The sequence below is a fragment of the Stenotrophomonas sp. 2694 genome, assembly GCF_040548715.1.
Lineage (GTDB): Bacteria > Pseudomonadota > Gammaproteobacteria > Xanthomonadales > Xanthomonadaceae > Stenotrophomonas > Stenotrophomonas indicatrix.
In genome coordinates this window covers 277,237-298,687 of record NZ_JBEPSG010000005.1, presented here as the reverse complement: position 1 = coordinate 298,687, position 21,451 = coordinate 277,237, and the positions used below count along the sequence as shown (strand labels likewise).

Here is a 21,451-nt window from a genome sequence, read left to right as displayed (position 1 = left end):
GTTAACAGCGGCCTAGCCGGCGCTGTTAGCCAACCGTTAGTCGGCCGCGGCACACTCGCGCCTGTCACTTGTTCCCCATGCTTCCAGCCACTCACGTGCCGATCCTGCCCTCCCTGTCCCTGCTGCTGGCCCTGGCCAGCGCCCCGACCGCCGCCGGCCCTGCCCAGGACCCGGCGCAGCAGGTCGCGCGCCGCGCGGTGCAGCAGGGCCGCTACGTGCCGCTGGAAGGCGTGGTGCGCGATGCACTCAAGCGCCACCCCGGCCAGCTGCTGGAAGTGGAACTGGACGATGGCGTGTACGAAGTGGAGATCCTGCGCGCCGACGGCGTGGTGGTGGAGCTGGACTATGATGCGCGCAACGGCAGGCTGTTGAAGACGGAGCTGGACGACTGATGCGCATCCTGTTGGCCGAAGACGATGCCGCATTGGCAGAGCGCCTGCAGCCGCTGCTGGAGCAGGCCGGTTACGTGGTCGAGGTGGTGGCCGATGGTCGCCAGGCCGAGGAGATCGGCCAGGTGGAAGACCTGCAGGCCGCCATCGTCGATCTGGGCCTGCCCGGGCTGGACGGCCTGAGCGTGATCGAACGCTGGCGCGGCAACGGCCGCGACTTTCCCGTGCTGGTGCTGACCGCACGCGGGCGCTGGCACGACAAGCTGGCCGGCTTCGACGCCGGCGCCGACGACTACCTGACCAAACCTTTCCAGGCCGACGAACTGGTGCTGCGCCTGCGCGCGCTGATCCGCCGCAGCCACGGCCATGCCAGTCCACGGTTGCAGTGCGGTCCACTGCAGCTGGACGTCAATGCCGGGCGCTTCGACCTGGATGGCCAAGCGTTGGCGCTGAGCCCGCAGGAATTCCGCCTGCTGAGCTACTTCATCCACCACAGCGGCCAGGTGATCGGCCGCGACCGCCTGGGCGAACATGTGTTCGATGGCGGTCATGACCCCGATTCGAATGCGCTGGACGTACTGCTGGGGCGGGTGCGCCGCAAGCTCGGCACCGACCTGATCCAGACCGTACGCGGCCAGGGCTGGCGGTTGGCCGCGCCGTGAGCCGGCAGCCGTCATTGCGACGCCGGCTGCTGTTGGCCGGTGGCATCGGCCTGCTGCTGGTCTCGGCACTGGCCAGTGCGCTGCTGGGCGAACTGTTCAAGCGCAGCGCGCGCGACCGCCTGGACAACGAACTGCAGCAGGACATGCTGACCCTGCTGGCGCAGGCCGAGATCGATGCCGATGGCCAGCTGCAGCTGCGCCAGGAACCCAACGATGCGCGCTTCCAGCGCGTGTTCTCCGGCGCGTACTGGCAGATCGCCGATGGCAGCGGCAAGGTGCTGCTGCAGTCACGTTCGTTGTGGGACGAAACGCTGCCAGTGGCCGCCACTGGCACGGCCGAACGCAATCTGCCGGGCCCGCTGCAGCAATCGCTGCGCGCGCGCGTGCAACCGGTGCGCCTGCCCCGCGCGAACCAACCCTATGTCGCCGTGGTCGCCACCGACCGCAGTGCACTGGATGCGGACGTCGCCGCGTTCCGCCAGCGCAGCGCAATGGCGTTGGCCGTGCTGGTAGCGGCGTGGCTGGCGGTACTGGCCAGCCAGGTGCATTTCGGCCTGCGGCCCCTGCAGCGTCTCAGTGCGCAGCTGGAACGCGTGCGCCGCGGCGATGCACAGCGCATCGATACGGCCGGATTGGGCGCTGAAATCGCACCGCTCGGCGAGGAGCTCAATACCCTGCTCGACCACCAGCAACGGATGGTGGGCCGCGCCCGCACCAGCGCACAGGATCTGGCGCATGCGCTGAAAACACCGCTGAGCGTGCTCGCCGCCGAAGCCGATGGCGAGGGCCGCGCGTGGCGCGCGACGCTGCGCGAACAGGGCGCACGCATGCAGGCCAGCGTCGATCGCTACCTTGCCGCCGGGCTGACCGCCGACCATCGCGAACGCACGCCGGTGGCCACGGTGGCACAGGCGCTGTGCGGGCTGATGGCACGCGTGCATGGCGACCATGCGCTGCAGTTCCAGGCCGAAGGCATTGCCGACGACCTGCAGTTCGCCGGTGCCAGCGCCGACCTGGAAGAGATGCTTGGCAACCTGCTCGACAACGCCGGCAAGTGGGCACAGCGGGAGGTGACGGTCACTGCGCGCGTGGACGACGAACAGTTGCGCATTGATGTGCGCGACGACGGTCCGGGGCTGGCAGCCGAGGCGCTGGCGCAGGTGACCCAGCGTGGCGTACGGCTGGATGAGCGCGAAAACAGCAGCGGCCTGGGCCTGGCCATCGTGGGTGATATCGCCGCCAGTTATGGTGGACGGCTGGCGCTGGAGAATGCACACCCGGGATTGCGCGCCACGTTGTGGTTGCCGATGGGGTGACGCGCCGCTGCGTTCGCCGGGCATGGCCCGGCGCTACCGGATCATGCGCGCGCCGGCAGGTGTCGACCTCGGTCGACACGCATCAAGAGCATCAACGGTGATGCATCCACCAGCAGTCGATGGCATCGAGCACGATGTGGATCATCAAACCGATGCCCACCAGCCGCGTTTTCTTCGGCACGCACAGGCCCGCATACACGGCAATCGCCGGTGCGGTATGCAGCGGGTGGAAGCCGATGCTGCAGCGGTTCGGGGCGTAGATCGGATCGGCCAGCAGGTGGTCCAGATCGATGATCCAGCCCAGCAACAGCAACACCCACGCCGAGGCGAAGCGCTTGCGCCAGAACAGCCATGCCAGCAGAGCTGGCACGGCGGCATGCAGGAACAGATGAAAGATCGCGCGGGCGCTCATCAGCACCGGTAGCGCCGGGCCATGCCCGGCGTTCCCGTCACCCTCAGATCAATGGTTCATCGGACAGGTAGGTGTAGCCGGTCAGGCCCGCTTCCAGCGCTTCGGACAGTTCCTGCGCGCGTTCCGGCGACAGGTCTGCCGAGGCCACGCGCTCGGCGTAGGCCGCACGCAGGTCATCCAGCTTGTAGCCCACGTAGTCCAGCATCACGTCGGTGGTATCGCCGCGACGCTGCTGGGTGATGGCATAGCCATCGGCATCGGCCAGCACTTCCACCGCGTCGGTATCGCCGAACAGGTTGTGGATGTCGCCGAGGATTTCCTGGTAGGCACCGACCATGAAGAAACCGATGCGGTAGCTCTCGCCGTGCTTGATCGCGTGCAGCGGCAGCGAGCTGTCCAGGCTTTCGTTCTCGACGTAGGTCTTGACCATGCCATCGGAATCGCAGGTCATGTCGGCGATGATGCCGCGGCGATCCGGCGCCTCGTTCAAGCGCTCGATCGGCACGATCGGGAACACCTGGTCGATCGCCCACGCATCGGGAATCGATTCGAACACGCTGAAGTTGACGAAGTACTTGTCGACCAGGCGCTCGTTCAGTTCATCCAGCGCCGGGCGATGGCTCTTCTCGTCGTAGCTCAGGCGCGCACGCACGCCATGGGCGATGGCATAGAACAGATCGTCGATGCGCGCACGCTGCGGCAGGTCGATCTGGCCCAGCGCATAGCTGGACAGGCCTTCGGCGTGGAAGTGCTGTGCTTCCTGGAACAGCTCCACCGCCGGACGCACGTCCAGTTCTTCGTGGATCTCGCGCAGGTGGCGGATCGAGGCCGGCTCGTCGTCGTGCTGGTCCGGCACGCGGCCTTCCTGCGCCTGTTCCACTTCAGACACGTTGGCGATCAGCACCGCGTGGTGCGCGGTCATCGCGCGGCCGCACTCGGTGACGATGCGCGGCGGGGTCAGGCCGTGTTCTTCGCAGGCGTTGGCCAGCGGCTGAACGATGTTGCTGGCGTACGAATTGAGGCCGTAGTTGATCGAGCAGAAGCTGCGCGAACGGGTGCCTTCATAGTCCACGCCCAGGCCACCGCCCACGTCGACGTGGGTGATCTTCGCACCCAGCTGTGACAGCTCGACGAAGTAGCGGGTGGCTTCGCGCATGCCGTTGGCGATGTCGCGCACGTTGGAGATCTGCGAGCCCATGTGGAAGTGCAGCAGGCTCAGGCAGTCGGCGTATTCGGTATCGCGCAGCGACTTCCACAGGTCCAGCAGCTGGCGCGGGGACAGGCCGAACTTGGCCTTGTCGCCACCGCTGTTCTGCCACTTGCCGGCGCCCAGCGAGGCCAGGCGCATGCGCACGCCCAGGCCCGGCTTCACGTCCAGCGCCTTGGACTCTTCCAGCACCAGCTTCAGCTCGGACGGCTTCTCGATGACGATGAAGGTCTGCAGGCCCAGCTTGCGGCCGATCAGGGCCAGGCGGATGTACTCGCGGTCCTTGTAGCCGTTGCAGACGATCAGGCCACCCGGGCGCGACAGCGCCAGCACGGCCATCAGTTCCGGCTTGCTGCCCGCTTCCAGGCCGAAGCCTTCACCGTGGTGGCTGGCCAAGGTTCCGGCCACGCCGCGGTGCTGGTTCACCTTGATCGGATACACGGCCGTGTAGCCGCCCGGGTAGTCCCAATCCTGCTGGGCCTGGGCGAACGCCGCCTGCAGCTTGCCCAGGCGCTGGCCGAGGATGTCCGGGAAGCGCACCAGCAGCGGCAGCTTGGCACCGGCCGCGCGCGCGGCATCGACCACCTTGGGCAGCGACACCACCGGGCCATCCGCCCCGGTCGGTCTCACCACCATGTGCCCGGCCTGATCCACGTCGAAATAGCCATCCGCCCAGTGCGGGATCGAGTAGGTCTTGCGGGCTTGGTCGAGGGACCAATCGGTCATTGCAGTCGGCCTTGTGGCAAATAAAAGGGGGGGCATGATAACGCCTATATGCCCACAGGTTCGTTATCATGCGCGCCCGCGCCCGTGGCAGGTCTGAACCTGAACGGGCCGATCCGTCCGGATGCGTGGCACCCCGCCTTCAGCCCGGCTCCATCCCCTCCGAACAGGAATGCTTTCCCATGACTGACAACAGCAACTGGTACATCGAACACTTCGAGCGCACCGGCTCGGCCATCGGCTACCGCATCACCGGCAAGCTGGACGAAGTGCAGTCGCCGTTCCAGAAGATCGAGATCTTCCAGACCACCGACTGGGGCAACCTGATGACCATCGATGGGGCCATCATGCTGACCAGCAAGGACAACTTCTTCTACCACGAGATGATCAGCCACCCGGTGCTGTTCACCCACGCCGCGCCCAAGCGCGTGGTGATCATCGGCGGCGGCGACTGCGGCACCCTGCGCGAAGTGCTCAAGCACAAGGGCGTGGAGAGCGTGACCCAGTGCGACATCGACGAGCAGGTGACGGTGATGGCGCGCAAGCACTTCCCGGAACTGTGCGATTCCAACGACGACCCGCGCGCCGAGCTGATGTTCGACGACGGCGTGGCCTACATGGCCAACTGCCCGGCCGGCAGCGTGGACGTGGTGATCGTCGATTCGACCGACCCGGTCGGCCCGGGTGAAGGCCTGTTCAACAAGGCGTTCTACGAGAGCTGCTTCAAGGCCCTGAAGGACGACGGCATCCTGGTGCAGCAGTCCGAGTCGCCGCTGATGCAGCTGGAGCTGATCAACGAAATGCGTACCGAGATGGGCAAGGCCGGCTTCGGCTCGTTCAAGACCCTGCCGTTCCCGCAGCCGTGCTACCCCACCGGCTGGTGGAGCGTGACCCTGGCGCGCAAGGGCGACAGCAGCTTCGACTTCCGCCAGGCCGATTCGGCCGCCAAGACCTTCGATACCCTGTACTACACCGCCGCGCTGCACACCGGCGTGCTGGTGACCCCGCCGTTCGTGAAGGCGGCGCTGAAGTAAGGCGTGCCGACCAACGGTCGGCACCCACCGGGATTGGGATGTGCCAACCAAGGTTGGCACATCCCAAAGCAAAAACCCGCGCTGGCGACAGCGCGGGTTTTTTCGTTTTCCGGTAGCGCCGGGCCATGCCCGGCGGCCGTTCGCTTACAGCGCCCAGATACCCGCGATCACCGCCACCACCAGGCCCCACTTGATCACCTGATAGGCCACCACGCTGCGCTCGCGCAGCGCCTTGGCCTTCAGCCGCACCTTGTACACGCTGCCGAAGGCCTTGTTGACGCCACCGGTCGGGTCGCCCGGCAGGTTCGGCGAGGCGCCACCGGCCAGCAGCGTGGACGCCACCAGGCGGTTGAACAGGCCCGGCAGGCCGAAGCGCAGCGGGCGGGCGATATCGCAGAACAGGATCACCCGGTCTTCGGGCGTCTCGTTGTGCGCATGGTGGATGTAGGTCTCGTCGAACATCATCCACTCACCGTCGCGCCAGCTCTTCTTGATGCCGTCCACTTCGATGTAGCAGGCATCGTTGTTGGGCGTGGCCAGGCCCAGGTGCAGGCGCAGCGAACCGGCGAACGGGTCGCGGTGCGGGCGCAGCTCGCTGCCCGACGGCAGCTGCGCGAACATCGCCGCGCGCACGTCCGGCAGCGATTCCAGCAGCGCGGTGGTCTTGGGGCACATCGCCTTGGCCGACGGGTGCGAGGGGCCGTACCACTTCAGGTAGAAGCGCTTCCAGCCGCGGCGGAAGAACGAATTGAAGCCTGCATCATTGAACGTGCTGGAGGCAGCGATCGCCTGCGCATCGCGCAGCGCCAGTGCCTCGTCGCGGATCATCTGCCAGTTCTGCCGCAGCGGCTCCAGCTGCGGGAATTCCTTGCCCGGGTCCAGGAACGGCGTGTTCGGCACCTTGGAGAACATGTACATGACCACGTTGATCGGAGCCATGAAGCTGGAATGGTCCAGCAGCTGGCGCGACCAGCGCGCACGGACCTTGCCACGGAAGTGGATGTACAGCACGCAGGACACGAACAGCGCCGCAAGTACGATTTTGATGATCAAAGCACTTTCCTCCAGCACGCGCCGGACAGGGAAACAGGGCGATGCGGCCGCAGGGCCGGCATCAGTGGGGGAACGCGGCAGGAGACGGGGACGTGCCGGGTGGGTGCGGCCGTCGATGTCGCGTGTAACAGCTTATGGTCGGCAGGCCGTGCGCCGGGGTCAAGCCAAGCGTGCGTGGGCCGCAACGCTGCGCCGCGAACGCCGCCGGCAGCATTTGCAAGTTATTGAAATAAAATTGATTTTCGAAAAGTGAGACGGAATTGTCCGAAAAAGCGCGACGAACTGTTCCAGCCACGACGCCGACATTTCTCCGACAAATCGTGGAATAGCGAACTTGCCGGTACTAAAATTGACTTAACGAAAGTTTAGCCAGTTCCCCCCGTCGTACCGGTTCGCTTGACGCTTCAGCGCCGCCCACCGGGTCGCCCGAGACCCCACATGATCCCTTCCATCACTCCCTCCCCGTCCTGCGGCGATGACGCCGTGGCGCCGCTGCTGCTCAAGCGCGGCGAGCGCTTCCTCGCCCCCGATGTCTACCGTACCTGCCTGGACGGCCGTCCGGCGGTGGTGAAGGACTACTCCCGCTACCGTGGCACCCCGGTGTCGCCGATCGCCCGGCTGATGGTGCGCCGCGAGGCACGCATGCTGGAGCGGCTGGGCGGTTGGAAGCACGCCCCGGCCCTGCTCGGCACCCTCGGTGGCCTGGCCCTGGGCATGGAATTCATCCCCGGCCAGACCCTCAGCACCGCGCAGGCCGTGGGCAATGAAGTGTTCGAACAGCTGCAGCACGCGCTGAGCCGCCTGCATGCCGCCGGCATCACCCACAACGACCTGCATGGCACCAACGTGGTGGTCAGCGCCGGCGTGCCGGTACTGCTGGATTTCACCTCGGCCTGGCGCGTACCGCGCTGGCTGCGCCGCAACCCGCTGAGCCGGCAGCTGAGCCGCAGCGACATGAAGAACCTGCTGAAGATGCGCCAGCGCGTGACCGGGCAGGCGCCGAGCCCTGCGCAGGCGGCGCTGGTGGCCGACCCCGGTTGGGTGGCGGCTGTGCGCCAAGGCTGGAAGCGGTTCTACAAGTGGGCCAAGCGCCGGTAGGCGCTTCGCTTCACCCGCTTTACCGGTAGAGGTCGAGCTTGCTCGACCGCTCTTCATTCCGGCGACACAAACCCCGCCCTACGCGCGCAACCGGCTTACAGCGCGTCCGCGTCCAGCTCACCGGTACGAATACGCACCACGCTGCCCAGGTCGTACACGAACACCTTGCCATCGCCGATCTTGCCGGTGCCGGCCGCCTTCACGATGGCTTCCACCACCAGCTCCACCTGATCGTCGGTCACCGCCACTTCCAGCTTCACCTTCGGCAGGAAGTCGACCACGTACTCGGCGCCGCGGTACAGCTCGGTATGGCCCTTCTGGCGACCGAAGCCCTTCACTTCCGTCACCGTGATCCCGGTAACCCCGCGCTCGGCCAGCGCTTCGCGCACGTCGTCGAGCTTGAACGGCTTGATCACCGCCATGACCATCTTCATCGTCTATCTCCTGTATTCCGGCGTGGAGGATAGCGCCTGAACGCGGCCGGTGCGAAACCCGCAGCGCCTGTCCGGCAGGCCGGGGCCGGCAGTATCCTTAGCGCCGAACAGCCGTGGCCGCGCCGGATGCGCAGGCCCACCACCCCACGGAGCACCCCATGATCGACCTGAACCAAATCGATGACCTCGCCCGTCGCCTCAGCGACCTGGTGCCGCCGGGCCTGCGCGAATCGCGCGAGGAGCTGCAGGCCACCTTCAAGAGCGCGCTGCAGGCCGGGCTGGCCAAGCTGGACCTGGTGACCCGCGAGGAGTTTGAAGTGCAGCGCGCAGTGCTGCTGAAGACCCGCGAGAAGCTGGATGCGCTGGAAACGGCGGTGCGCGAGCTGGAACAGGGCCGCAGCGACGCCGGCTGAGTGGACCGCCCCTGCGGCGGTGAACAACAAGGCCCGCGATTGCAGGCCTTGCCGTGTCATGCCCAGCGAGCTCACTCCAGCATGGTCAACACGTAGCATCTGCCCGGGCCATCGGCTTACTCATTGAACCGGAACGACCGGACCTCCTCAATGTCAAAGACAACGAGACCCTCCGGCTGCAGCCGTACCCGCCCAGATACCTCCACGACGGCCGTGGTGTTGCACACCGCTGGAGCATCGCGCTTCAAGCAGATGCGCTTCTGTTCCGCGTAGAACCGCTTGACCGAATCGGACGACCCATGCCTGCCGATCACCAGGATGTGCCCACCCTCGCCGCAATGGGAATTGCGCAACATCTCGAAGTGCCGGTTATCCGTTATGTACGTTGCGGACAACACAAGCTCTTCCCCATCGTGTTGGCTGGGGTTGCCCGCGATGGCGCACAGTAATTCGTCGCGGGGCTCTACCTCCACCGTGGTCGCGACACGATGCGCGCATGCAGGCAGCATCAGGGTCAGCACGAACGCGGCACACGCTGGCTTCATGGTCATTTGTCCTTCGCGGTCCTTTGCTGACGTGCTTCCCAGCACTTGACGGAACCCTCAACGCTCTTGGGCTGAGGCCCGAAACAGCGTGTACACGACACGCCCTTACAGCGGCGTTCTGCTGCACCCCGGCCCGGAGCATAGCGCTTGCACGCAGCCGGCGCGAAACCACCGAGTGCCGCCGGGCCTGCGCGAATCGCGCGAGGAGCTGCAGGCCACCTTCAAGAGCGCGCTGCAGGCCGGCCTGGCCAAGCTGGACCTGGTGACCCGCGAGGAATTTGAAGTGCAGCGCGCCGTGTTATTGAAGACCCGCGAGAAGCTGGATGCGCTGGAAACGGCGGTGCGTGAGCTTGAAGGCCGCGGCACGGCAGAATAAAAAAGGAGGCGCACCGCGCCTCCCACTTACAGATTATTTCCTTGATGGGGCCTTGCCGCAAGGCCCGCCCGGCGCCCTAGACTCGCCGGCCTGTCGATCCGGCAGGACAGGTAGGGGCAGTGCCGATGGCACAGGACACCGAATGGACACCCGTATCGCACGACACCTGCGACCAGGTTGCCGGGCCGTTCTATCACGGCACCCGCGCTGACCTCGCGGTGGGCGAGCTGCTGAGCGCGGGGTTCCGCTCCAACTATCGCCACAGCGTGGTGATGAACCACATCTATTTCACGGCGATTGCCAAGGAGGCCGGGCTGGCTGCGGAGATGGCCAAGGGTGAGGGGCGACCGCGTGTGTATGTCGTGGAGCCTACCGGGCCATTTGAGGACGACCCGAACGTGACCAACAAGAAGTTTGCGGGGAATCCGACGCGGTCGTATCGGAGTGCGGAGCCGTTGCGGGTTGTTGGGGAGATTACGGAGTGGGAGGCCTACGATGCGGAGTTCGTTCGGCAGTTGCGGGCGTTTGTGGCGTCGGGGAGTGGGGAGATCATCAACTGATGAATAGAAGTGTCCGTGCTTTGGCCGGCGGACGGTCAACGCAGCAGGTTTTCGAACGATGTCCGCTTTCGGCCAGAAGCGGACGTTGGCCCGCTAACTGCCGGACCGCGGCTTAGCCGCCCCATCAGGCTCCCGAAGCCCGGCTCGGATTTCCTTCGCGACCCGCTTGGCCGATTCTGGCCAACCGAGCTCCATCGCTCCCACGCAGCCCCAGCAGTCTCCGCCGCAGTCGGCAGAGAGCAGATCGGCAGAGACGCCAAGCTTTCGACCGCAGATGTTGCACCGGGTGCTGACCATCGACACGTTCCTCATCATTAAAGCGCGCTGCCAGGGAGGCTCACATCCGCTTCCGGCCAGAAGCAGACCTCCGGCGACCTTACTGCGGCTCTCTCGTTCACTTGGCCCGGGGCTAGCGCTCGCGTGCGTCAGTGCCTGGCTACTGAGTTTGACCGTTCGAGCCGGGCATAGATCTCGCTGACCCACTCTACAAACACGCGAACTTTTGTGCTGAGTTGCCGGCTCGGTGCATAGGCGATGAAGACATCCAGAGGGGCAGGTCGCCATTCCTGGAGGACAGCTACCAGCTCGCCCCGATCGATTGCCGGTCGCACCATGAAATCCAGAGTATGGATGAGCCCGAGACCAGCTAATCCCGTTGCCAGGTGGGCGTTGCTTTCATTGACCATCACCGCGCAGTTGGGCACGATCTCCATCGGCACTCCGTCGCTGAGAAAATGGAGCGGAGGTGCCTTGCCGCTGTGTGCGGAGAAGTACCCGACTACCGGAAACCGAGACTGAAGCAGTTCTTCAGGGTGAGCAGGCACACCGTAGCGTGAGATGTACGCCGGACTAGCGCAGGTGGTCCATTCAAGACTCCCGATCCTGCGGGAGATCAATGCACCGTCGTCTGATGTGCTGCGGATGGCACAGTCTATGTTTTCGCCGATGACATCCGACGTCCGGTCGGTAACGCCCAGGTGCAGTTGTATGTCCGGATACAGTGCGCGGAACTCGGGCAGTGCCGGGATCAGCACACCACTGGCGGTCGAGCCGCCAGTGTCCACGCGCAACCGGCCCTTGGGGCTGCCTTGGGCACGCCCCAGCGTGGCCTCCACGTCATCCAGCTCCGTCAACAGGTGGCGGATGCGTTCGTAGTATGCAGCCCCGTCATTGGTGACGCTGACGCGGCGAGTGCTGCGCTCGAGCAGCTTGACCCCAAGATGCCTCTCCAGTGCGCTGATCGACTTGCTCAATGTGGCATTGGGCATCTGGAGTGATTCAGCCGCGCGATTGAAGCCGCCCGTCTCCACGACGCGAGCGAAGGCGCGTATTGCCTGCATGTGGTCCATCAGGGGCTCCCGGTAATGTGAGATTATTTACCTAGGGAAATAAAGAATCAATGAGTTCTGCGTTTATCTGGCAAATGCGACCTAATAGACTTGCACCATCGCGGCAGCAGCCGTCCAAGCAGACAACGTCATGCACATTCAGGATTTGGTCAACGTCCACAACGCGAAACATGCGGGTAAGGTCGCTTTGGTCACCGGCGGCAGTTCGGGCATCGGTTTGGCCGCCGCCAAGCGCCTTGCGCACGAGGGGGCGCTGGTGGTCATCAGCGGGCGGCGCCAGCACGAGCTTGACCGCGCCGCAGCCGATATCGGGCATGGTGCGCTTGCAGTGCGCGGTGACATCTCCATCGCCGCTGACCTGGACGCCATCATGGATGCCATCCGCACAGCACATGGTCGGCTGGACCTTCTCATTGCCAACGCAGGCGGTGGCGAGTTCACCCCTATTGGCTCGATCACCGAGGCAGGGTTCGACAAGTACTTCGGTATCAATGTCAAAGGCACGCTGTTTACGGTGCAGAAGGCACTACCGTTGATGGCCGCTGGCGGTGCCATCGTCGTTACGGGTTCTATTGCGGCCAATCAGGGCGTACCCGCGTTCGGTGTCTACGCGGCGTCGAAGGCCGCGCTGCGCTCGTTCGTGAGGACATGGGCGTCCGAACTGAAGGGTCGGAATATTCGGGTGAATCTGGTTGCGCCCGGCGTTGTGGTTACCCCAGCCTACAAATCCGAGCTGGGCATGAGCGACCAGGACATCAACGCCTACCTTGCCGACATAGAGCAGAAGGCCCCATTAGGGCGTGCGGGCACCCCGGATGAGATTGCGAAGGCAATGTCGTTCCTGGCGTCGCCGGATGCGTCCTACATCACCGGCGTGGAGCTGACGGTCGACGGCGGCCTGACCCAGATCTGACATGGCAATGTAGGACACCCCGCAGTTCGCCCTCCCATCCCACTGAGATAGACGAAATGACCATGCAGGAAAACCTGAAAATTGCGCACTGTTTGCTTGAGAAAATGGGTTCCGGCGCAGCGCCCGAGGAGATCGCGTCACTGTTCAGCGCTGACCTGGAATGGCACATTCCGGGCGACAGCACCGCCCTGCCCTGGATCGGTCGAAAATCCGGACGAGGCGCGGTGGAGAGCTTCGTACGTGAGTCGAGCACGTTGATGGAGCGCATCCGACTGGATGTGCATGATGTTCTTGTCAGCGATGACCGGGCCGTCATCGTGGGTGAGCTTGTTACGCTCATCACCGCCACGGGGAAGGTGATCGACTCGCCCTTTGTGATCGTGCTGACCATCGCAGGGGGCGAGATCTCCAACTTCCTGATGCTTGAGAACAGCCTTGCCGTGGCCGAGGCTACTCGTCCCTGATCCCAGTTTTCGCGTAACCGTGAGGTTGCATTCCGTAAGGCGAGGAACTGAATCATGCCAGCGTTTCCATTCGATGCCGTGCTGTTCGACTGCGATGGCGTACTGGTTGATTCCGAGCCTCTGACCGCCTGCGTGCTGTCGGAGATGCTGAGCGAGCAAGGCTGGCTCCTGACGCCAGAGCAGGCGGCCGAGCGTTTCATCGGGAAGGCCATCGCTGGGCAGGCGAGCGTGATAGAGGCACATACGGGAAGACCTTTCACCACGCTATGGCTGGATGAGTTCCGTCGCCGCCGTAAGGTCTTACTGGAGCGTGACCTGGTAGAAGTCCACGGCGCCAAGGTCGCCGTGGCGTCCATTTTCGCCGCCACGGGCGGTCGGATTGCCTGTGCATCCGGGGCAGATCTGCAGAAGGTGACACTGCAACTGCAGAAGGTTGGACTTGCCGAGCCATTCGCCAACAACATCTTCAGCGGGCAGAACGTGCCTCGCAACAAGCCCTATCCCGATGTGTACTTCGCGGCAGCGGCGGCATTGGGGGCGTCGTCTGGGCGCTGCGCTGTCATAGAGGACACCGAGACCGGGACGATGGCCGGCGCCGCGGCGGGTGCAGTCGTGTTCGGCTACAGCGCAGGCGGCGTCTACGGAAGTACGTCAGAAAGCCTCCTCAGAGCAGGGGCGCACGTTATCTTCCATCGCATGGAAGACCTTTTTGGCATTCTGAAGGGCTATCAGCGTAACGAGGGCAGCAAGAACCCTGGCCCGCCAGGCCCACGCTAGGAGCTGGAAATCAGCCTTGGAAGTGGCCTGCCCGCAATGTGTCCGCTTCCGGCCAGAAGCGGACATCGCACCGGCCCGCACCTGGTATTCGCAAGTAGGTAAGCGGCACCTTCCGGTTCCAGCCCATGGGCGTCTCGGCAATATAGCTGGACGAGCGATGTCGCACTTGCCATGTTCCGAGCCTGACATCGGAACAACTGGCCGATGCTCCCCCCATAAGTGCCAAAGCTCTTGTCCCCCAAGGAATCTCGCAGTAAACGCTCCTATGCGACAATGCCAAAAACGTCTCGGGCTTTGGCGGCTTTGGCCCAACCCCTTGGCATTTCAAACAACATCAGGCAACTCTGGTAGAGCCACCGACAACGGGTGGCCGGGCGTCGAAAACCCGATTCACTAGACGTTGTTTACGCTTGCCAGCCGGTGCCGCCACGCGCGGTGCCGGCTGGCAATCCGTCTGCCGGCTATGGCGGGCGGTGCGTGGGGGTCTTGTACCCGCCGGCATTGTCTAGTGATCCGGTTTTCGAGCCACGCATCGTCCGCCACCTTTATCGGTGGCGGCTTCTGCCTGCTTGCACGGAGCCTGCCATGACCACGCCGCACTCCCCTCCCCCGCGCCCCATCCAGGAAGCCCCCTCGCCTGCATCTGCTCTGGACCCCAACAGCCTCATCGCCATCCTGCGCAGCATCGGCGCCGGCGCTGCAGCCGATGGTCAGCCCTGGCCCGAGCGCCATCACCTGCGCAGCCGGCAGATGCAGCTGTCCGACGCCGACTGCGCATTGACGGGCCAGCGCATCGTGCAGGAAATCCTGCTGGCGGCCGAGCGCACGCGCCAGAACGGTGAGCCCGACCAGTACGTGGGCGATCGGGTGATGGAGGGCCTGGTAATGGCCGACATCGCACTCACGGCCTTCATCCACGAACGGGTGCGGCCAAGAGACTGAGGGCACGCTTGTGGGCGTGACGTTCTGTTTTTGTGCGGGGTGATGAATGAAGAAGCGTGGGCTTGCCGCGGCGGCGGTGTGCATCGCGTTGATCGGCGCGGTATGGGCGGGGTGGCCGGAGCCAGCGGGCGATCAGGTGTGGGCCTACCAGAAGCTGCAGCCAGTCGACTACCGGCTGCTGCACAGTGATGCACTCGGCTTCGTGACCGCCAAAGCAGATGAGGGCTTTGAACTGCACACGCGCTATGCCGGGGTGACGTCCTTCGAGATCCGCTGCAAGGGCGTCCTGGTGATGGACGTGGAGAACGGCCCCTCACGCGTGCTGATCCGGGTGCCCGCCGATGCACTTACGCGGGCGCCGGATATCGAGCGCCTGCGCCTCAGTTTCGAGCGATGGTTGGACTACCACCAGAGCCAGGGCGCGTTGCTGGTGGAGAGTGCAGGAACATCGTGGATCGAAGCGCTGTTTGGGCGTTTCAATGGGGCAGTGCCTGATGAGCAGCGTTGCTTGTTGGGGACCGCGGGCAGCCCTTGGTCGCAATCCCTCTAGCCGCTCCGCCAACGACTCCCGATCGCAGCCCGCAGAGTGCTCGTCGCACCATCGTGCGTCCTCTGTCCACCCTCCGCAGACCATCAGATTGGGCTCCGTCGCATTAATCGAATTGCGACGCCGTCATCGATCAGATTCGTTTCCGGCCAGAGGCTGACCTCTCCGGGTACTGGACAAACCCAGCGCCCCACGTAGCAATCCTGCCGTCCAGTGACGCTGGCCCGATGCTCGACCATCAGGGGCAGCGCCGACATCATGGGCGATCCGTACTGACGGAAACGGAGCCGTCTTCCCTCAGCCGGACGCTTACATACACATCTGGCGGAGGTATCCGATGGATCGACGCCCCCGCAGGAAGGATCTCCCAGCTGGTGATCGAGCCGCAGATTGTTCTATGAATCAGCCTGTGACTATCCAACCCCCGTCTGGAAAGCTCGGCAACACCCCCTTCAGGGGGGTGGCGATCAAAGCCCTTATAGGCAGCGCAGGTCTTTCCGGTCTGACCCATGGGATACGTTGAACTCTCCACCTCGTCCCTGCACCCCAGCAGGCCCAGGATGAGCGAGAGGATGGTTGGTATCCGAATGCATCGCATTGCCGGTTACTCCTCTCCTCCACTGCCGTGTTACACGCCTTGTCCATCGCAGCGCCTCCGAGTCGCCATCGCGTAGCCGTAAGGAACGGTGCTTTGGCGCGAGCACTGGCCGGATGACAGACCCGTCCGGGTCAGGCGCTACGCAGGATCGCCACCGGGGCCTCTTTGGCTGCTCGTCGGGCCGGAACAAATGCTGCGGCCTGGCCCAACAGAAGCACGGTCAGTACGCCAATGGCGAGAAATGGCGCCTCGATCCTGGCCACCTCGTAGTACCGGGCCACGGCCATGTTCAGGCCGATGGCCAGTACGGTGCCGACAACAGACCCGGTGGCGGTGAGAATCAGGTTCTCCACCAGGAAGTACCGGAGGATGTCGGATTTCCGGGCGCCCAATGCGCGCCGGATACCGATCTGACGATACCGCTTGCGAACCCAGAAGCTGGCCAGTCCGTACACGCCAGTAGCCGTTACCACCAACAGCGCCAACCCAGAGCTCAGGAACATGATCGCCATGGTCTGATCGTGGCGGAAGTAGTCGGCGCGCAGTTCCCGGAACGAGGTGCTGCGGGCGATGGTGCGGTTTGCGTCGCGCTGCGACAAGGTCGCCTCACTGGACGCAATCACATCCGCCACTCGCCCATCCGCGGCACGGATGGCGAACATCACGCGAGGCCCGTCCGGAATCAGCGGCAGAATGAGTGACATGTCATTGTCTGCATCGGTCTTCAGAACAGGCCGGGAAAGCGTCTTGACGATGCCGACCACCTGGATGGGGTGCTGCGCATCGGCATACAGGAACTTGCCGACTGCGCCGCCCTCCGGAAACAGCTTGTCTGCCAGTGCCTGCGAGACAACGGCCTCGCTTGCCTTGTAGAGCCCGACATAGTCGGCGCCGGCCTCCATCGGCACGAACGCTCCCGCAGACAGGTCACGGCCGGCAACAAGGGTCAGGCCCAACACCTGGACTGCTGGCGAAGATGCCGTGTAGACAGTCGGCTCTGCCTCGACGATGCCGGAGATATCATTTCCTTCAAGCACCTTGTTGGTGAATCCCACCGACCAGCTGCGCTGGGAGAGGGGAAGCGACTCTGCTGCGATTACCTGTTCGACGCCTGGTTGCTGGCGGATGGCCTCCAGGTCGGTCCTGATCGAGGCTGCAGGGTTGGCTGCTGCAGGCCCCAGGTATTCGGTCTCGATGACGCCCAGGTTCGCCTCTTCCAGGCCCGTCTTGTAGGTGAGGGTTCCCAGCCGCTCGGACAGCAGAAACGCAAGGTTCGTCACGCACGCCGTGGCAACCAGCACCTGCACCAGGAGAATGGACGCGATGACGCGGTTGCGGGTGAGCGCGCGGACGATAAGGGGGACTTCTGCAATGCTCATTCTGACGCCTTGATCTGCATGGCCAGACGGCCTGAGGTAGCGCGCAGCGCAGGGAAGAACGCAGCGATGACACTGGAGACACACGCCAGGCCCACGGTGAGGGCGGCCATGCTCAGATCCATGTTGGCCAACGAGGCGTAGTCTTCCGGCTGCATCCGCACAAGGTAGAGGCCGGCCTCTGCAACGATCAACCCTACCGCCCCGCCCAAGCCGCCGATGATCAGTGCTTCAGTGCAGAGCTGATAGATGACGTCCTGCCGACGCGCACCCAGCGCCCGACGGACCGATATTTCATGGGACCGGCGGATGAAGCGGGCGAAGATCAAGGCACTCATGTTCAGCAGGCAAACGATCAGGAACCCCAGGCACAGCGCCAGCTGCAGCTTCACCTCGTTGGGGATGATGCGATGCTCGACCAGGAAGTCCTTCAGGGACACCATCCGCGGCGCGGTTGTCCTGTCAAACCTTCCGGCCTGCTGCTGTGTACGCGCGTAGTTGCCCAGGAAGCGCTCGTACTGCTCGACACTGGCCGCGTCAGGCAACTCGGCCCAGAACTGGATCCACGACGTCCGAGCGTCCTGCAGGCGATTGGGTGATTTGTCACCACTCCATGAAAAGACGCTGTTGGACACCGTCATCTGCATCTCTGCCGCGGCACCTATCGGTATGAAGAAGTCTTCGCGCCCCTTGAACACGTCCTGCTGAAGGTCCGTATAGAACCTGGGGCGTGGGCTCCACGGACCGGCAACACCCACCACCGTGAATGCTTGGCCACCCAGCCGAACGGTTGTACCCACCAGGCCTTCACCGCCCAGACGAGCAGCCAGATCCTGACCCAGCACGACAACCCGGGCGTGGGCAGCATCATCTTCACGCGTCCAGGCCCTGCCCTGCACCACTGGGATGCCGAACATGGCAAACGCATCTGCAGTGACATACTGCCCCTGCGTGAAGAATGGAATCTGCACGCTGCGCTGCGCATCCACCAGCAGACGGGCAGACGCCAGCGCGGTCTGATGGGAGGCGGGGGCCTGCCGAAGCAGGTTCTGCGCATCCACCCAGGTGAGAGCCACGCGCGGGTCCATGCCCGGCCTGACGTCGTAGGACGTGGGAAGCGCGTCAATGAAGGGGTGATAGAGATGCTCGCTCCGCCCCGGCAGTGGATCCCACGTCATTGTCCGCACGACGGTCAACATCGTCATGCTCGCGCCGATGCCCAACCCCAGCGCCAGGATCAGCGCTGCGCTCATCCCCTTGGTTTCCATAAGCCTGGTGCGGGCCAGCGCAAAGTAATAGCCGAACATATACATCTCTCTAATGCAGGAAGGTGGCCGCAGTCGGAATCACGTCCACCGGTTCAATCGAGATCCACGCTGTGCTGTTCTGCGCCCTATCGCAGGCTTCCAGCAGATGCATCAGCCGGAAGCGCGAGCGTTGGACCATACGCAGCAGCGCGTCAATGTCCTGCTCGCTGCGATCCTTGATGAACGCCCTGGGTATCTTATTCTGATTCAGGGCGTCCACAACGGCCTCCAGGGTCAGGTAGCTGAGCCGCTGGGTGGAGGCACTGTCGATGAAGATCGAAGCGCTTTCCGCCATGCGCGGCAGAAACGCCGCCAGCAAGGCTTGGATGCTGTCCTGGGAGTGGTTGAAGTCGGAGAAGACCATGTCTATTCCGCCGTCAAAGGCGGGGGCCTGGGCAATTTCGGCAAAGCCGATCTCCTGCCAATTGGCGACAACGTGATTCTCGACCCCGGCCCACTGGAATACGTGCTGCAGGAAAGCGGGATAGTCCTGCCCCATCTCCCGCAGTGAATCGGCAAGCGGCCCCTGCAGGCCCTCGACAAACCTGATGCCTGGCTCACTGGAGAAGTGCGAGCCATTATCGTAGGTGTGAATGACACCGCTGCCGTTCTCCCGCAATGCACCGGCCATCCAGGCCGCAGTGACGCCAAAGCCGGTGCCCAGTTCGACCACGATGCGCGGGCGGGTCCGCTTGACCAGGCTGTACAACAGTACGCACAGGTCCTCGCTTCCGTAGACCCAGCCCATGGACTCGCGCAGCGAGCTCAGCTTCTCAAGCAGCATTCACACCTCCGGCGTTGCCGGCAAGCAACCACGCATCCAACGCATCCTGCGCTGCCGCGTCGGCGGCGACGGAACGAAGGTAAGGCGAGAATGCATGGAAGGTGACCGCCTCGTCCGTCACATACAGGAGCATCTCTCCCGCTTCGGATCGGAAGGCGTGTGCGGCCGCTCGCGTCAGCTGCCCGCACACAGCATCATCGACCTCAACGCTTCCACGGGGAAAGTGGATTCCGTTGTAGTCCCGCCCAAGGAACCAGGCGATCACGGGGACGCCCTTCGGCCTGGACACGTGGAACTGATGCCTGCGGCGCTCTTCGTCATCAAGCTGCCGTTCCTGTCGCCAGTCAAAAAGCGACCAGACCGACTTCTGCATGGGGTCCTCGATGCGGGACAGGTCTGGTTCTTCGTAGCCAAAGCTATAGGCGAAGTCAGGCGTATTCGCCTCGGGAAGAGCGCGTTCGAGTTCAAACCACTGCACATTCAGCGGGGCCAGACACCGGGATACGCCGCGCGTGCCGGTGTCGTGACAGAGGCTCCCCCCCAGCGCCAGAAGCGGCTGCAGGCGGATATGGAACCAGCGGGCGTCCACTCCGTGCTCGGCCAGGAACCGTTCGACCTGCGTTCCTTCCAGGGAGAAGACCCGGTTCACCACTTTGGTTCCGCGGAACAGACTCTCAAGATGCGCACCTGGGCTCAGCCGGAGAACCTCAGGCCAGGGTTGACCCTCCATTACTGGTATCAGCTCATCAATGTGTATGGCGGGGACACCCGTGGCCAGCGCCCGCAGCGCGACCGGGTCAAGGTGATCCGCGTGGATGACGACTGTTCTGCTCATTGCTGCCACTCCCCGTAGCGATACTGACGCTTCATCTCGGCCTGCATCTGATCGATCATCTGCCCGACCTCGCCATTGATGGCGTCCTTGGTCATCAACCGACCGCTCAGATCCTGCTCGATCAGGAAGCCGGCGGCGCAGACGGCCAACCTGCGCTGGACGTGGCGCTTGGCGGCTTCACCCAGGCCCGGAGAGATCTCAAGATGACGCTTGAGCAGGCGATGACACACGTAATAGACGAAGACCGCGTGGATGTAGGAGGAGTTGGGAATGGGATTGCCGGACCACGGAGACACGACACGGTGCTGGTAGTCATTGGCAACGAAGAACCCGTTGGCAAGCTCCCACGCGGCCAGATAGTTGTGCGTGCTTTCATGCATGATGCTCTCCATGCACGCCTCAACCAGAAGCTCAGGGTTATGCGTGTTCAGCAGCCGAATGGAACCCGGCTGCCTCGGCACATGCTCGGAGCCGTAGCGGCCGGCTTCATCGGACGTGACTTCTGCCGACTTGCGCACGGTGATCCGCCGGACGAAGTTGCGGATGAGAAGGCCGTACATGGGTTCTGACCGATCAATCGCCGCCAGCGCCTCTGCCAGCTTTCGCGAGACATGCTCGCACTCCACATCGGTCAGCGGCAGGCACGGTTGGCTGAGCACCCCAGAACGCGGCTCATGGTGCCGCGCTGGCGGGCTCTCGAGGTCCAGCGCGATACAGTCACCCAGCTTCGGCAACTGCCGAAGGGTCCACACGCCCGTGGCATCCTTTTCCGCAACGCAGTCTCCAACCGGGCTGTAGAGCTGCCACTGCCGCGCCTCTCTCAGATATCTGCCGGTCCGCCCCTGCGCCAGCTCGGCGATCGACTTCTCCCGAGCGATGATGTCGTGCAGCGCGCCAAGCGCGCGGGCCTGTTCCTCTGCCCTCTCCTGCTCGTCAGCTCCGGCCTCCAGCCTGCCCTTCCGCGCGGACTCCAGGCACAGATACTGCTCGCAGAACTCGGAACTGAGCAGTACGCGAGCTTGGCGATCGGCACTGATTGACTGGTACATCTGGTGCATGGCACGAGCCATGGCCCCGTACTGCTGGTCGGCAAGCACTTCCTGAAGTCGCGCTCTCATCCTGCGGAGTCTTGACCAGAGGATGCCCTCGACGACCGGCTCCATGCTTTCTGTTGTATCTGCGATTTCCATCAGGCAGATCGGGTTCTTTACATCTGGCGGCTGCGCCTGGGCCATCGAACTCATTCTCCTACTCCATGTGGTGATCGCCGTCCTCGCCACTTGCTCCTGGCCGCTCTTATCCACCCTTCAAATCCACTTTGAGGCCCAATATAAAAA

General features: G+C 64.0%; 24 protein-coding genes. 13 read left to right on the top strand and 11 right to left on the bottom strand.

Features of this window, described 5'->3' with window-relative positions; translation table 11 throughout:
- Nucleotides 1-101: 101 nt before the first annotated feature.
- From ABIA73_RS09365 to ABIA73_RS09355, 3 genes are read left to right on the top strand one after another with little or no spacing between them, the layout of a single operon-like run.
- Nucleotides 102-392 (top strand): PepSY domain-containing protein, encoded by a 291-nt coding sequence (locus ABIA73_RS09365; protein WP_025874567.1) that lies wholly within the window; start codon nt 102-104, stop codon nt 390-392.
- The gene (locus ABIA73_RS09360; RefSeq protein WP_025874566.1) at nt 392-1,051 is read left to right on the top strand and encodes a response regulator transcription factor; all 660 of its coding nucleotides are present in this window, start codon (nt 392-394) and stop codon (nt 1,049-1,051) included. The genes ABIA73_RS09365 and ABIA73_RS09360 overlap by 1 nt, the downstream gene beginning before the upstream one ends.
- On the top strand, nt 1,048-2,367 hold the full coding sequence (locus ABIA73_RS09355; protein ID WP_354275697.1) for an ATP-binding protein: 1,320 nt from the start codon (nt 1,048-1,050) through the stop codon (nt 2,365-2,367). Before ABIA73_RS09360 ends, ABIA73_RS09355 begins: the two co-directional genes overlap by 4 nt.
- Before the next feature lie 91 nt (nt 2,368-2,458).
- Here the strand turns inward: ABIA73_RS09355 and ABIA73_RS09350 are convergent, their stop codons facing one another.
- Entirely contained in the window at nt 2,459-2,779 is a 321-nt protein-coding gene (locus ABIA73_RS09350; protein WP_025874564.1) for a DUF6122 family protein, read from the bottom strand.
- Nucleotides 2,780-2,822: 43 nt separating this feature from the next.
- The gene (speA, locus tag ABIA73_RS09345) at nt 2,823-4,712 is read right to left on the bottom strand and encodes an arginine decarboxylase (RefSeq protein WP_025874563.1); all 1,890 of its coding nucleotides are present in this window, start codon (nt 4,710-4,712) and stop codon (nt 2,823-2,825) included.
- 179 nt (nt 4,713-4,891) lie between these two features.
- Here speA and speE point away from each other — a divergent pair, with 179 nt between their 5' ends.
- Complete coding sequence (speE, locus tag ABIA73_RS09340) at nt 4,892-5,743, top strand: polyamine aminopropyltransferase (protein WP_025874562.1); 852 nt, start codon at nt 4,892-4,894, stop codon at nt 5,741-5,743.
- A gap of 144 nt (nt 5,744-5,887) precedes the next feature.
- Here the strand turns inward: speE and ABIA73_RS09335 are convergent, their stop codons facing one another.
- Nucleotides 5,888-6,793 (bottom strand): aspartyl/asparaginyl beta-hydroxylase domain-containing protein, encoded by a 906-nt coding sequence (locus tag ABIA73_RS09335; RefSeq protein WP_354275701.1) that lies wholly within the window; start codon nt 6,791-6,793, stop codon nt 5,888-5,890.
- A 441-nt stretch (nt 6,794-7,234) separates the two neighbouring features.
- Between ABIA73_RS09335 and ABIA73_RS09330 the strand changes: the two genes are divergently transcribed.
- Entirely contained in the window at nt 7,235-7,894 is a 660-nt protein-coding gene (locus ABIA73_RS09330; RefSeq protein ID WP_051585083.1) for an RIO1 family regulatory kinase/ATPase domain-containing protein, read from the top strand.
- A 95-nt stretch (nt 7,895-7,989) separates the two neighbouring features.
- Here the strand turns inward: ABIA73_RS09330 and ABIA73_RS09325 are convergent, their stop codons facing one another.
- Nucleotides 7,990-8,328 (bottom strand): P-II family nitrogen regulator, encoded by a 339-nt coding sequence (locus ABIA73_RS09325; RefSeq protein WP_079223976.1) that lies wholly within the window; start codon nt 8,326-8,328, stop codon nt 7,990-7,992.
- 158 nt (nt 8,329-8,486) lie between these two features.
- On the opposite strand from ABIA73_RS09325, the gene ubiK reads away from it, so the two are divergent.
- Nucleotides 8,487-8,741, top strand: coding sequence for a ubiquinone biosynthesis accessory factor UbiK (ubiK, locus tag ABIA73_RS09320; protein WP_080149656.1), 255 nt, complete (start codon nt 8,487-8,489; stop codon nt 8,739-8,741).
- Between the two features lie 116 nt (nt 8,742-8,857).
- On the opposite strand, the gene ABIA73_RS09315 is transcribed toward ubiK, so the two are convergent.
- Entirely contained in the window at nt 8,858-9,292 is a 435-nt protein-coding gene (locus ABIA73_RS09315; RefSeq protein ID WP_301865291.1) for a hypothetical protein, read from the bottom strand.
- Nucleotides 9,293-9,461: 169 nt separating this feature from the next.
- Between ABIA73_RS09315 and ABIA73_RS09310 the strand changes: the two genes are divergently transcribed.
- Both ABIA73_RS09310 and arr read left to right on the top strand, forming a co-directional pair.
- Nucleotides 9,462-9,662: an accessory factor UbiK family protein gene (locus ABIA73_RS09310; RefSeq protein ID WP_279208962.1), complete on the top strand. Its 201-nt coding sequence runs from the start codon at nt 9,462-9,464 to the stop codon at nt 9,660-9,662.
- Between the two features lie 125 nt (nt 9,663-9,787).
- Entirely contained in the window at nt 9,788-10,222 is a 435-nt protein-coding gene (gene arr, locus ABIA73_RS09305) for an NAD(+)--rifampin ADP-ribosyltransferase (protein ID WP_354275696.1), read from the top strand.
- Between the two features lie 425 nt (nt 10,223-10,647).
- On the opposite strand, the gene ABIA73_RS09300 is transcribed toward arr, so the two are convergent.
- Nucleotides 10,648-11,571, bottom strand: coding sequence for a LysR family transcriptional regulator (locus tag ABIA73_RS09300; protein WP_301865287.1), 924 nt, complete (start codon nt 11,569-11,571; stop codon nt 10,648-10,650).
- A gap of 130 nt (nt 11,572-11,701) precedes the next feature.
- Here ABIA73_RS09300 and ABIA73_RS09295 point away from each other — a divergent pair, with 130 nt between their 5' ends.
- The 5 genes from ABIA73_RS09295 (at nt 11,702) to ABIA73_RS09275 (ending at nt 15,217) form a co-directional block, all read left to right on the top strand.
- Complete coding sequence (locus ABIA73_RS09295; RefSeq protein ID WP_354275695.1) at nt 11,702-12,484, top strand: glucose 1-dehydrogenase; 783 nt, start codon at nt 11,702-11,704, stop codon at nt 12,482-12,484.
- 56 nt (nt 12,485-12,540) lie between these two features.
- Nucleotides 12,541-12,948 (top strand): nuclear transport factor 2 family protein, encoded by a 408-nt coding sequence (locus ABIA73_RS09290; protein ID WP_279208260.1) that lies wholly within the window; start codon nt 12,541-12,543, stop codon nt 12,946-12,948.
- 54 nt (nt 12,949-13,002) lie between these two features.
- On the top strand, nt 13,003-13,725 hold the full coding sequence (locus tag ABIA73_RS09285) for an HAD family hydrolase (protein WP_301865283.1): 723 nt from the start codon (nt 13,003-13,005) through the stop codon (nt 13,723-13,725).
- Between the two features lie 585 nt (nt 13,726-14,310).
- Entirely contained in the window at nt 14,311-14,667 is a 357-nt protein-coding gene (locus ABIA73_RS09280) for a hypothetical protein (protein ID WP_279208258.1), read from the top strand.
- Nucleotides 14,668-14,713: 46 nt separating this feature from the next.
- Nucleotides 14,714-15,217, top strand: coding sequence for a cold-shock protein (locus ABIA73_RS09275; protein ID WP_279208257.1), 504 nt, complete (start codon nt 14,714-14,716; stop codon nt 15,215-15,217).
- 726 nt (nt 15,218-15,943) lie between these two features.
- Here ABIA73_RS09275 and ABIA73_RS09270 read toward each other — a convergent pair.
- The 5 genes from ABIA73_RS09270 to ABIA73_RS09250 are packed head-to-tail and all read right to left on the bottom strand — an operon-like array spanning nt 15,944 to nt 21,358.
- A complete protein-coding gene (locus ABIA73_RS09270; RefSeq protein ID WP_354275694.1) occupies nt 15,944-17,191 on the bottom strand; it encodes an ABC transporter permease in 1,248 nt (415 codons plus the stop codon).
- Nucleotides 17,188-18,501 (bottom strand): ABC transporter permease, encoded by a 1,314-nt coding sequence (locus ABIA73_RS09265; RefSeq protein WP_354275693.1) that lies wholly within the window; start codon nt 18,499-18,501, stop codon nt 17,188-17,190. Before ABIA73_RS09265 ends, ABIA73_RS09270 begins: the two co-directional genes overlap by 4 nt.
- Before the next feature lie 4 nt (nt 18,502-18,505).
- Nucleotides 18,506-19,279: a class I SAM-dependent methyltransferase gene (locus ABIA73_RS09260; protein WP_099843985.1), complete on the bottom strand. Its 774-nt coding sequence runs from the start codon at nt 19,277-19,279 to the stop codon at nt 18,506-18,508.
- Nucleotides 19,269-20,114 carry a hypothetical protein gene (locus tag ABIA73_RS09255; RefSeq protein ID WP_354275692.1) on the bottom strand — a complete coding sequence of 282 codons (846 nt, stop codon included), beginning with the start codon at nt 20,112-20,114 and terminating at the stop codon, nt 19,269-19,271. The genes ABIA73_RS09260 and ABIA73_RS09255 overlap by 11 nt, the downstream gene beginning before the upstream one ends.
- Nucleotides 20,111-21,358: a hypothetical protein gene (locus tag ABIA73_RS09250; protein ID WP_354275691.1), complete on the bottom strand. Its 1,248-nt coding sequence runs from the start codon at nt 21,356-21,358 to the stop codon at nt 20,111-20,113. The genes ABIA73_RS09255 and ABIA73_RS09250 overlap by 4 nt, the downstream gene beginning before the upstream one ends.
- Between the last annotated feature and the right edge of the window lie 93 nt (nt 21,359-21,451).

Coding starts and splice junctions, on each gene's coding strand:
- ABIA73_RS09255 (WP_354275692.1), bottom strand. CDS start 20,114: ATGAGCAGAACAGTCGTCATCCACGCGGATCACCTTGACCCGGTCGCG.
- ABIA73_RS09260 (WP_099843985.1), bottom strand. CDS start 19,279: ATGCTGCTTGAGAAGCTGAGCTCGCTGCGCGAGTCCATGGGCTGGGTC.
- arr (WP_354275696.1), top strand. CDS start 9,788: ATGGCACAGGACACCGAATGGACACCCGTATCGCACGACACCTGCGAC.
- ABIA73_RS09325 (WP_079223976.1), bottom strand. CDS start 8,328: ATGAAGATGGTCATGGCGGTGATCAAGCCGTTCAAGCTCGACGACGTG.
- ABIA73_RS09290 (WP_279208260.1), top strand. CDS start 12,541: ATGACCATGCAGGAAAACCTGAAAATTGCGCACTGTTTGCTTGAGAAA.
- ubiK (WP_080149656.1), top strand. CDS start 8,487: ATGATCGACCTGAACCAAATCGATGACCTCGCCCGTCGCCTCAGCGAC.
- ABIA73_RS09270 (WP_354275694.1), bottom strand. CDS start 17,191: ATGAGCATTGCAGAAGTCCCCCTTATCGTCCGCGCGCTCACCCGCAAC.
- ABIA73_RS09285 (WP_301865283.1), top strand. CDS start 13,003: ATGCCAGCGTTTCCATTCGATGCCGTGCTGTTCGACTGCGATGGCGTA.
- ABIA73_RS09350 (WP_025874564.1), bottom strand. CDS start 2,779: ATGAGCGCCCGCGCGATCTTTCATCTGTTCCTGCATGCCGCCGTGCCA.
- ABIA73_RS09295 (WP_354275695.1), top strand. CDS start 11,702: ATGCACATTCAGGATTTGGTCAACGTCCACAACGCGAAACATGCGGGT.
- ABIA73_RS09265 (WP_354275693.1), bottom strand. CDS start 18,501: ATGTATATGTTCGGCTATTACTTTGCGCTGGCCCGCACCAGGCTTATG.
- ABIA73_RS09275 (WP_279208257.1), top strand. CDS start 14,714: ATGAAGAAGCGTGGGCTTGCCGCGGCGGCGGTGTGCATCGCGTTGATC.
- ABIA73_RS09330 (WP_051585083.1), top strand. CDS start 7,235: ATGATCCCTTCCATCACTCCCTCCCCGTCCTGCGGCGATGACGCCGTG.
- ABIA73_RS09300 (WP_301865287.1), bottom strand. CDS start 11,571: ATGGACCACATGCAGGCAATACGCGCCTTCGCTCGCGTCGTGGAGACG.
- speE (WP_025874562.1), top strand. CDS start 4,892: ATGACTGACAACAGCAACTGGTACATCGAACACTTCGAGCGCACCGGC.
- speA (WP_025874563.1), bottom strand. CDS start 4,712: ATGACCGATTGGTCCCTCGACCAAGCCCGCAAGACCTACTCGATCCCG.
- ABIA73_RS09250 (WP_354275691.1), bottom strand. CDS start 21,358: ATGAGTTCGATGGCCCAGGCGCAGCCGCCAGATGTAAAGAACCCGATC.
- ABIA73_RS09360 (WP_025874566.1), top strand. CDS start 392: ATGCGCATCCTGTTGGCCGAAGACGATGCCGCATTGGCAGAGCGCCTG.
- ABIA73_RS09315 (WP_301865291.1), bottom strand. CDS start 9,292: ATGACCATGAAGCCAGCGTGTGCCGCGTTCGTGCTGACCCTGATGCTG.
- ABIA73_RS09280 (WP_279208258.1), top strand. CDS start 14,311: ATGACCACGCCGCACTCCCCTCCCCCGCGCCCCATCCAGGAAGCCCCC.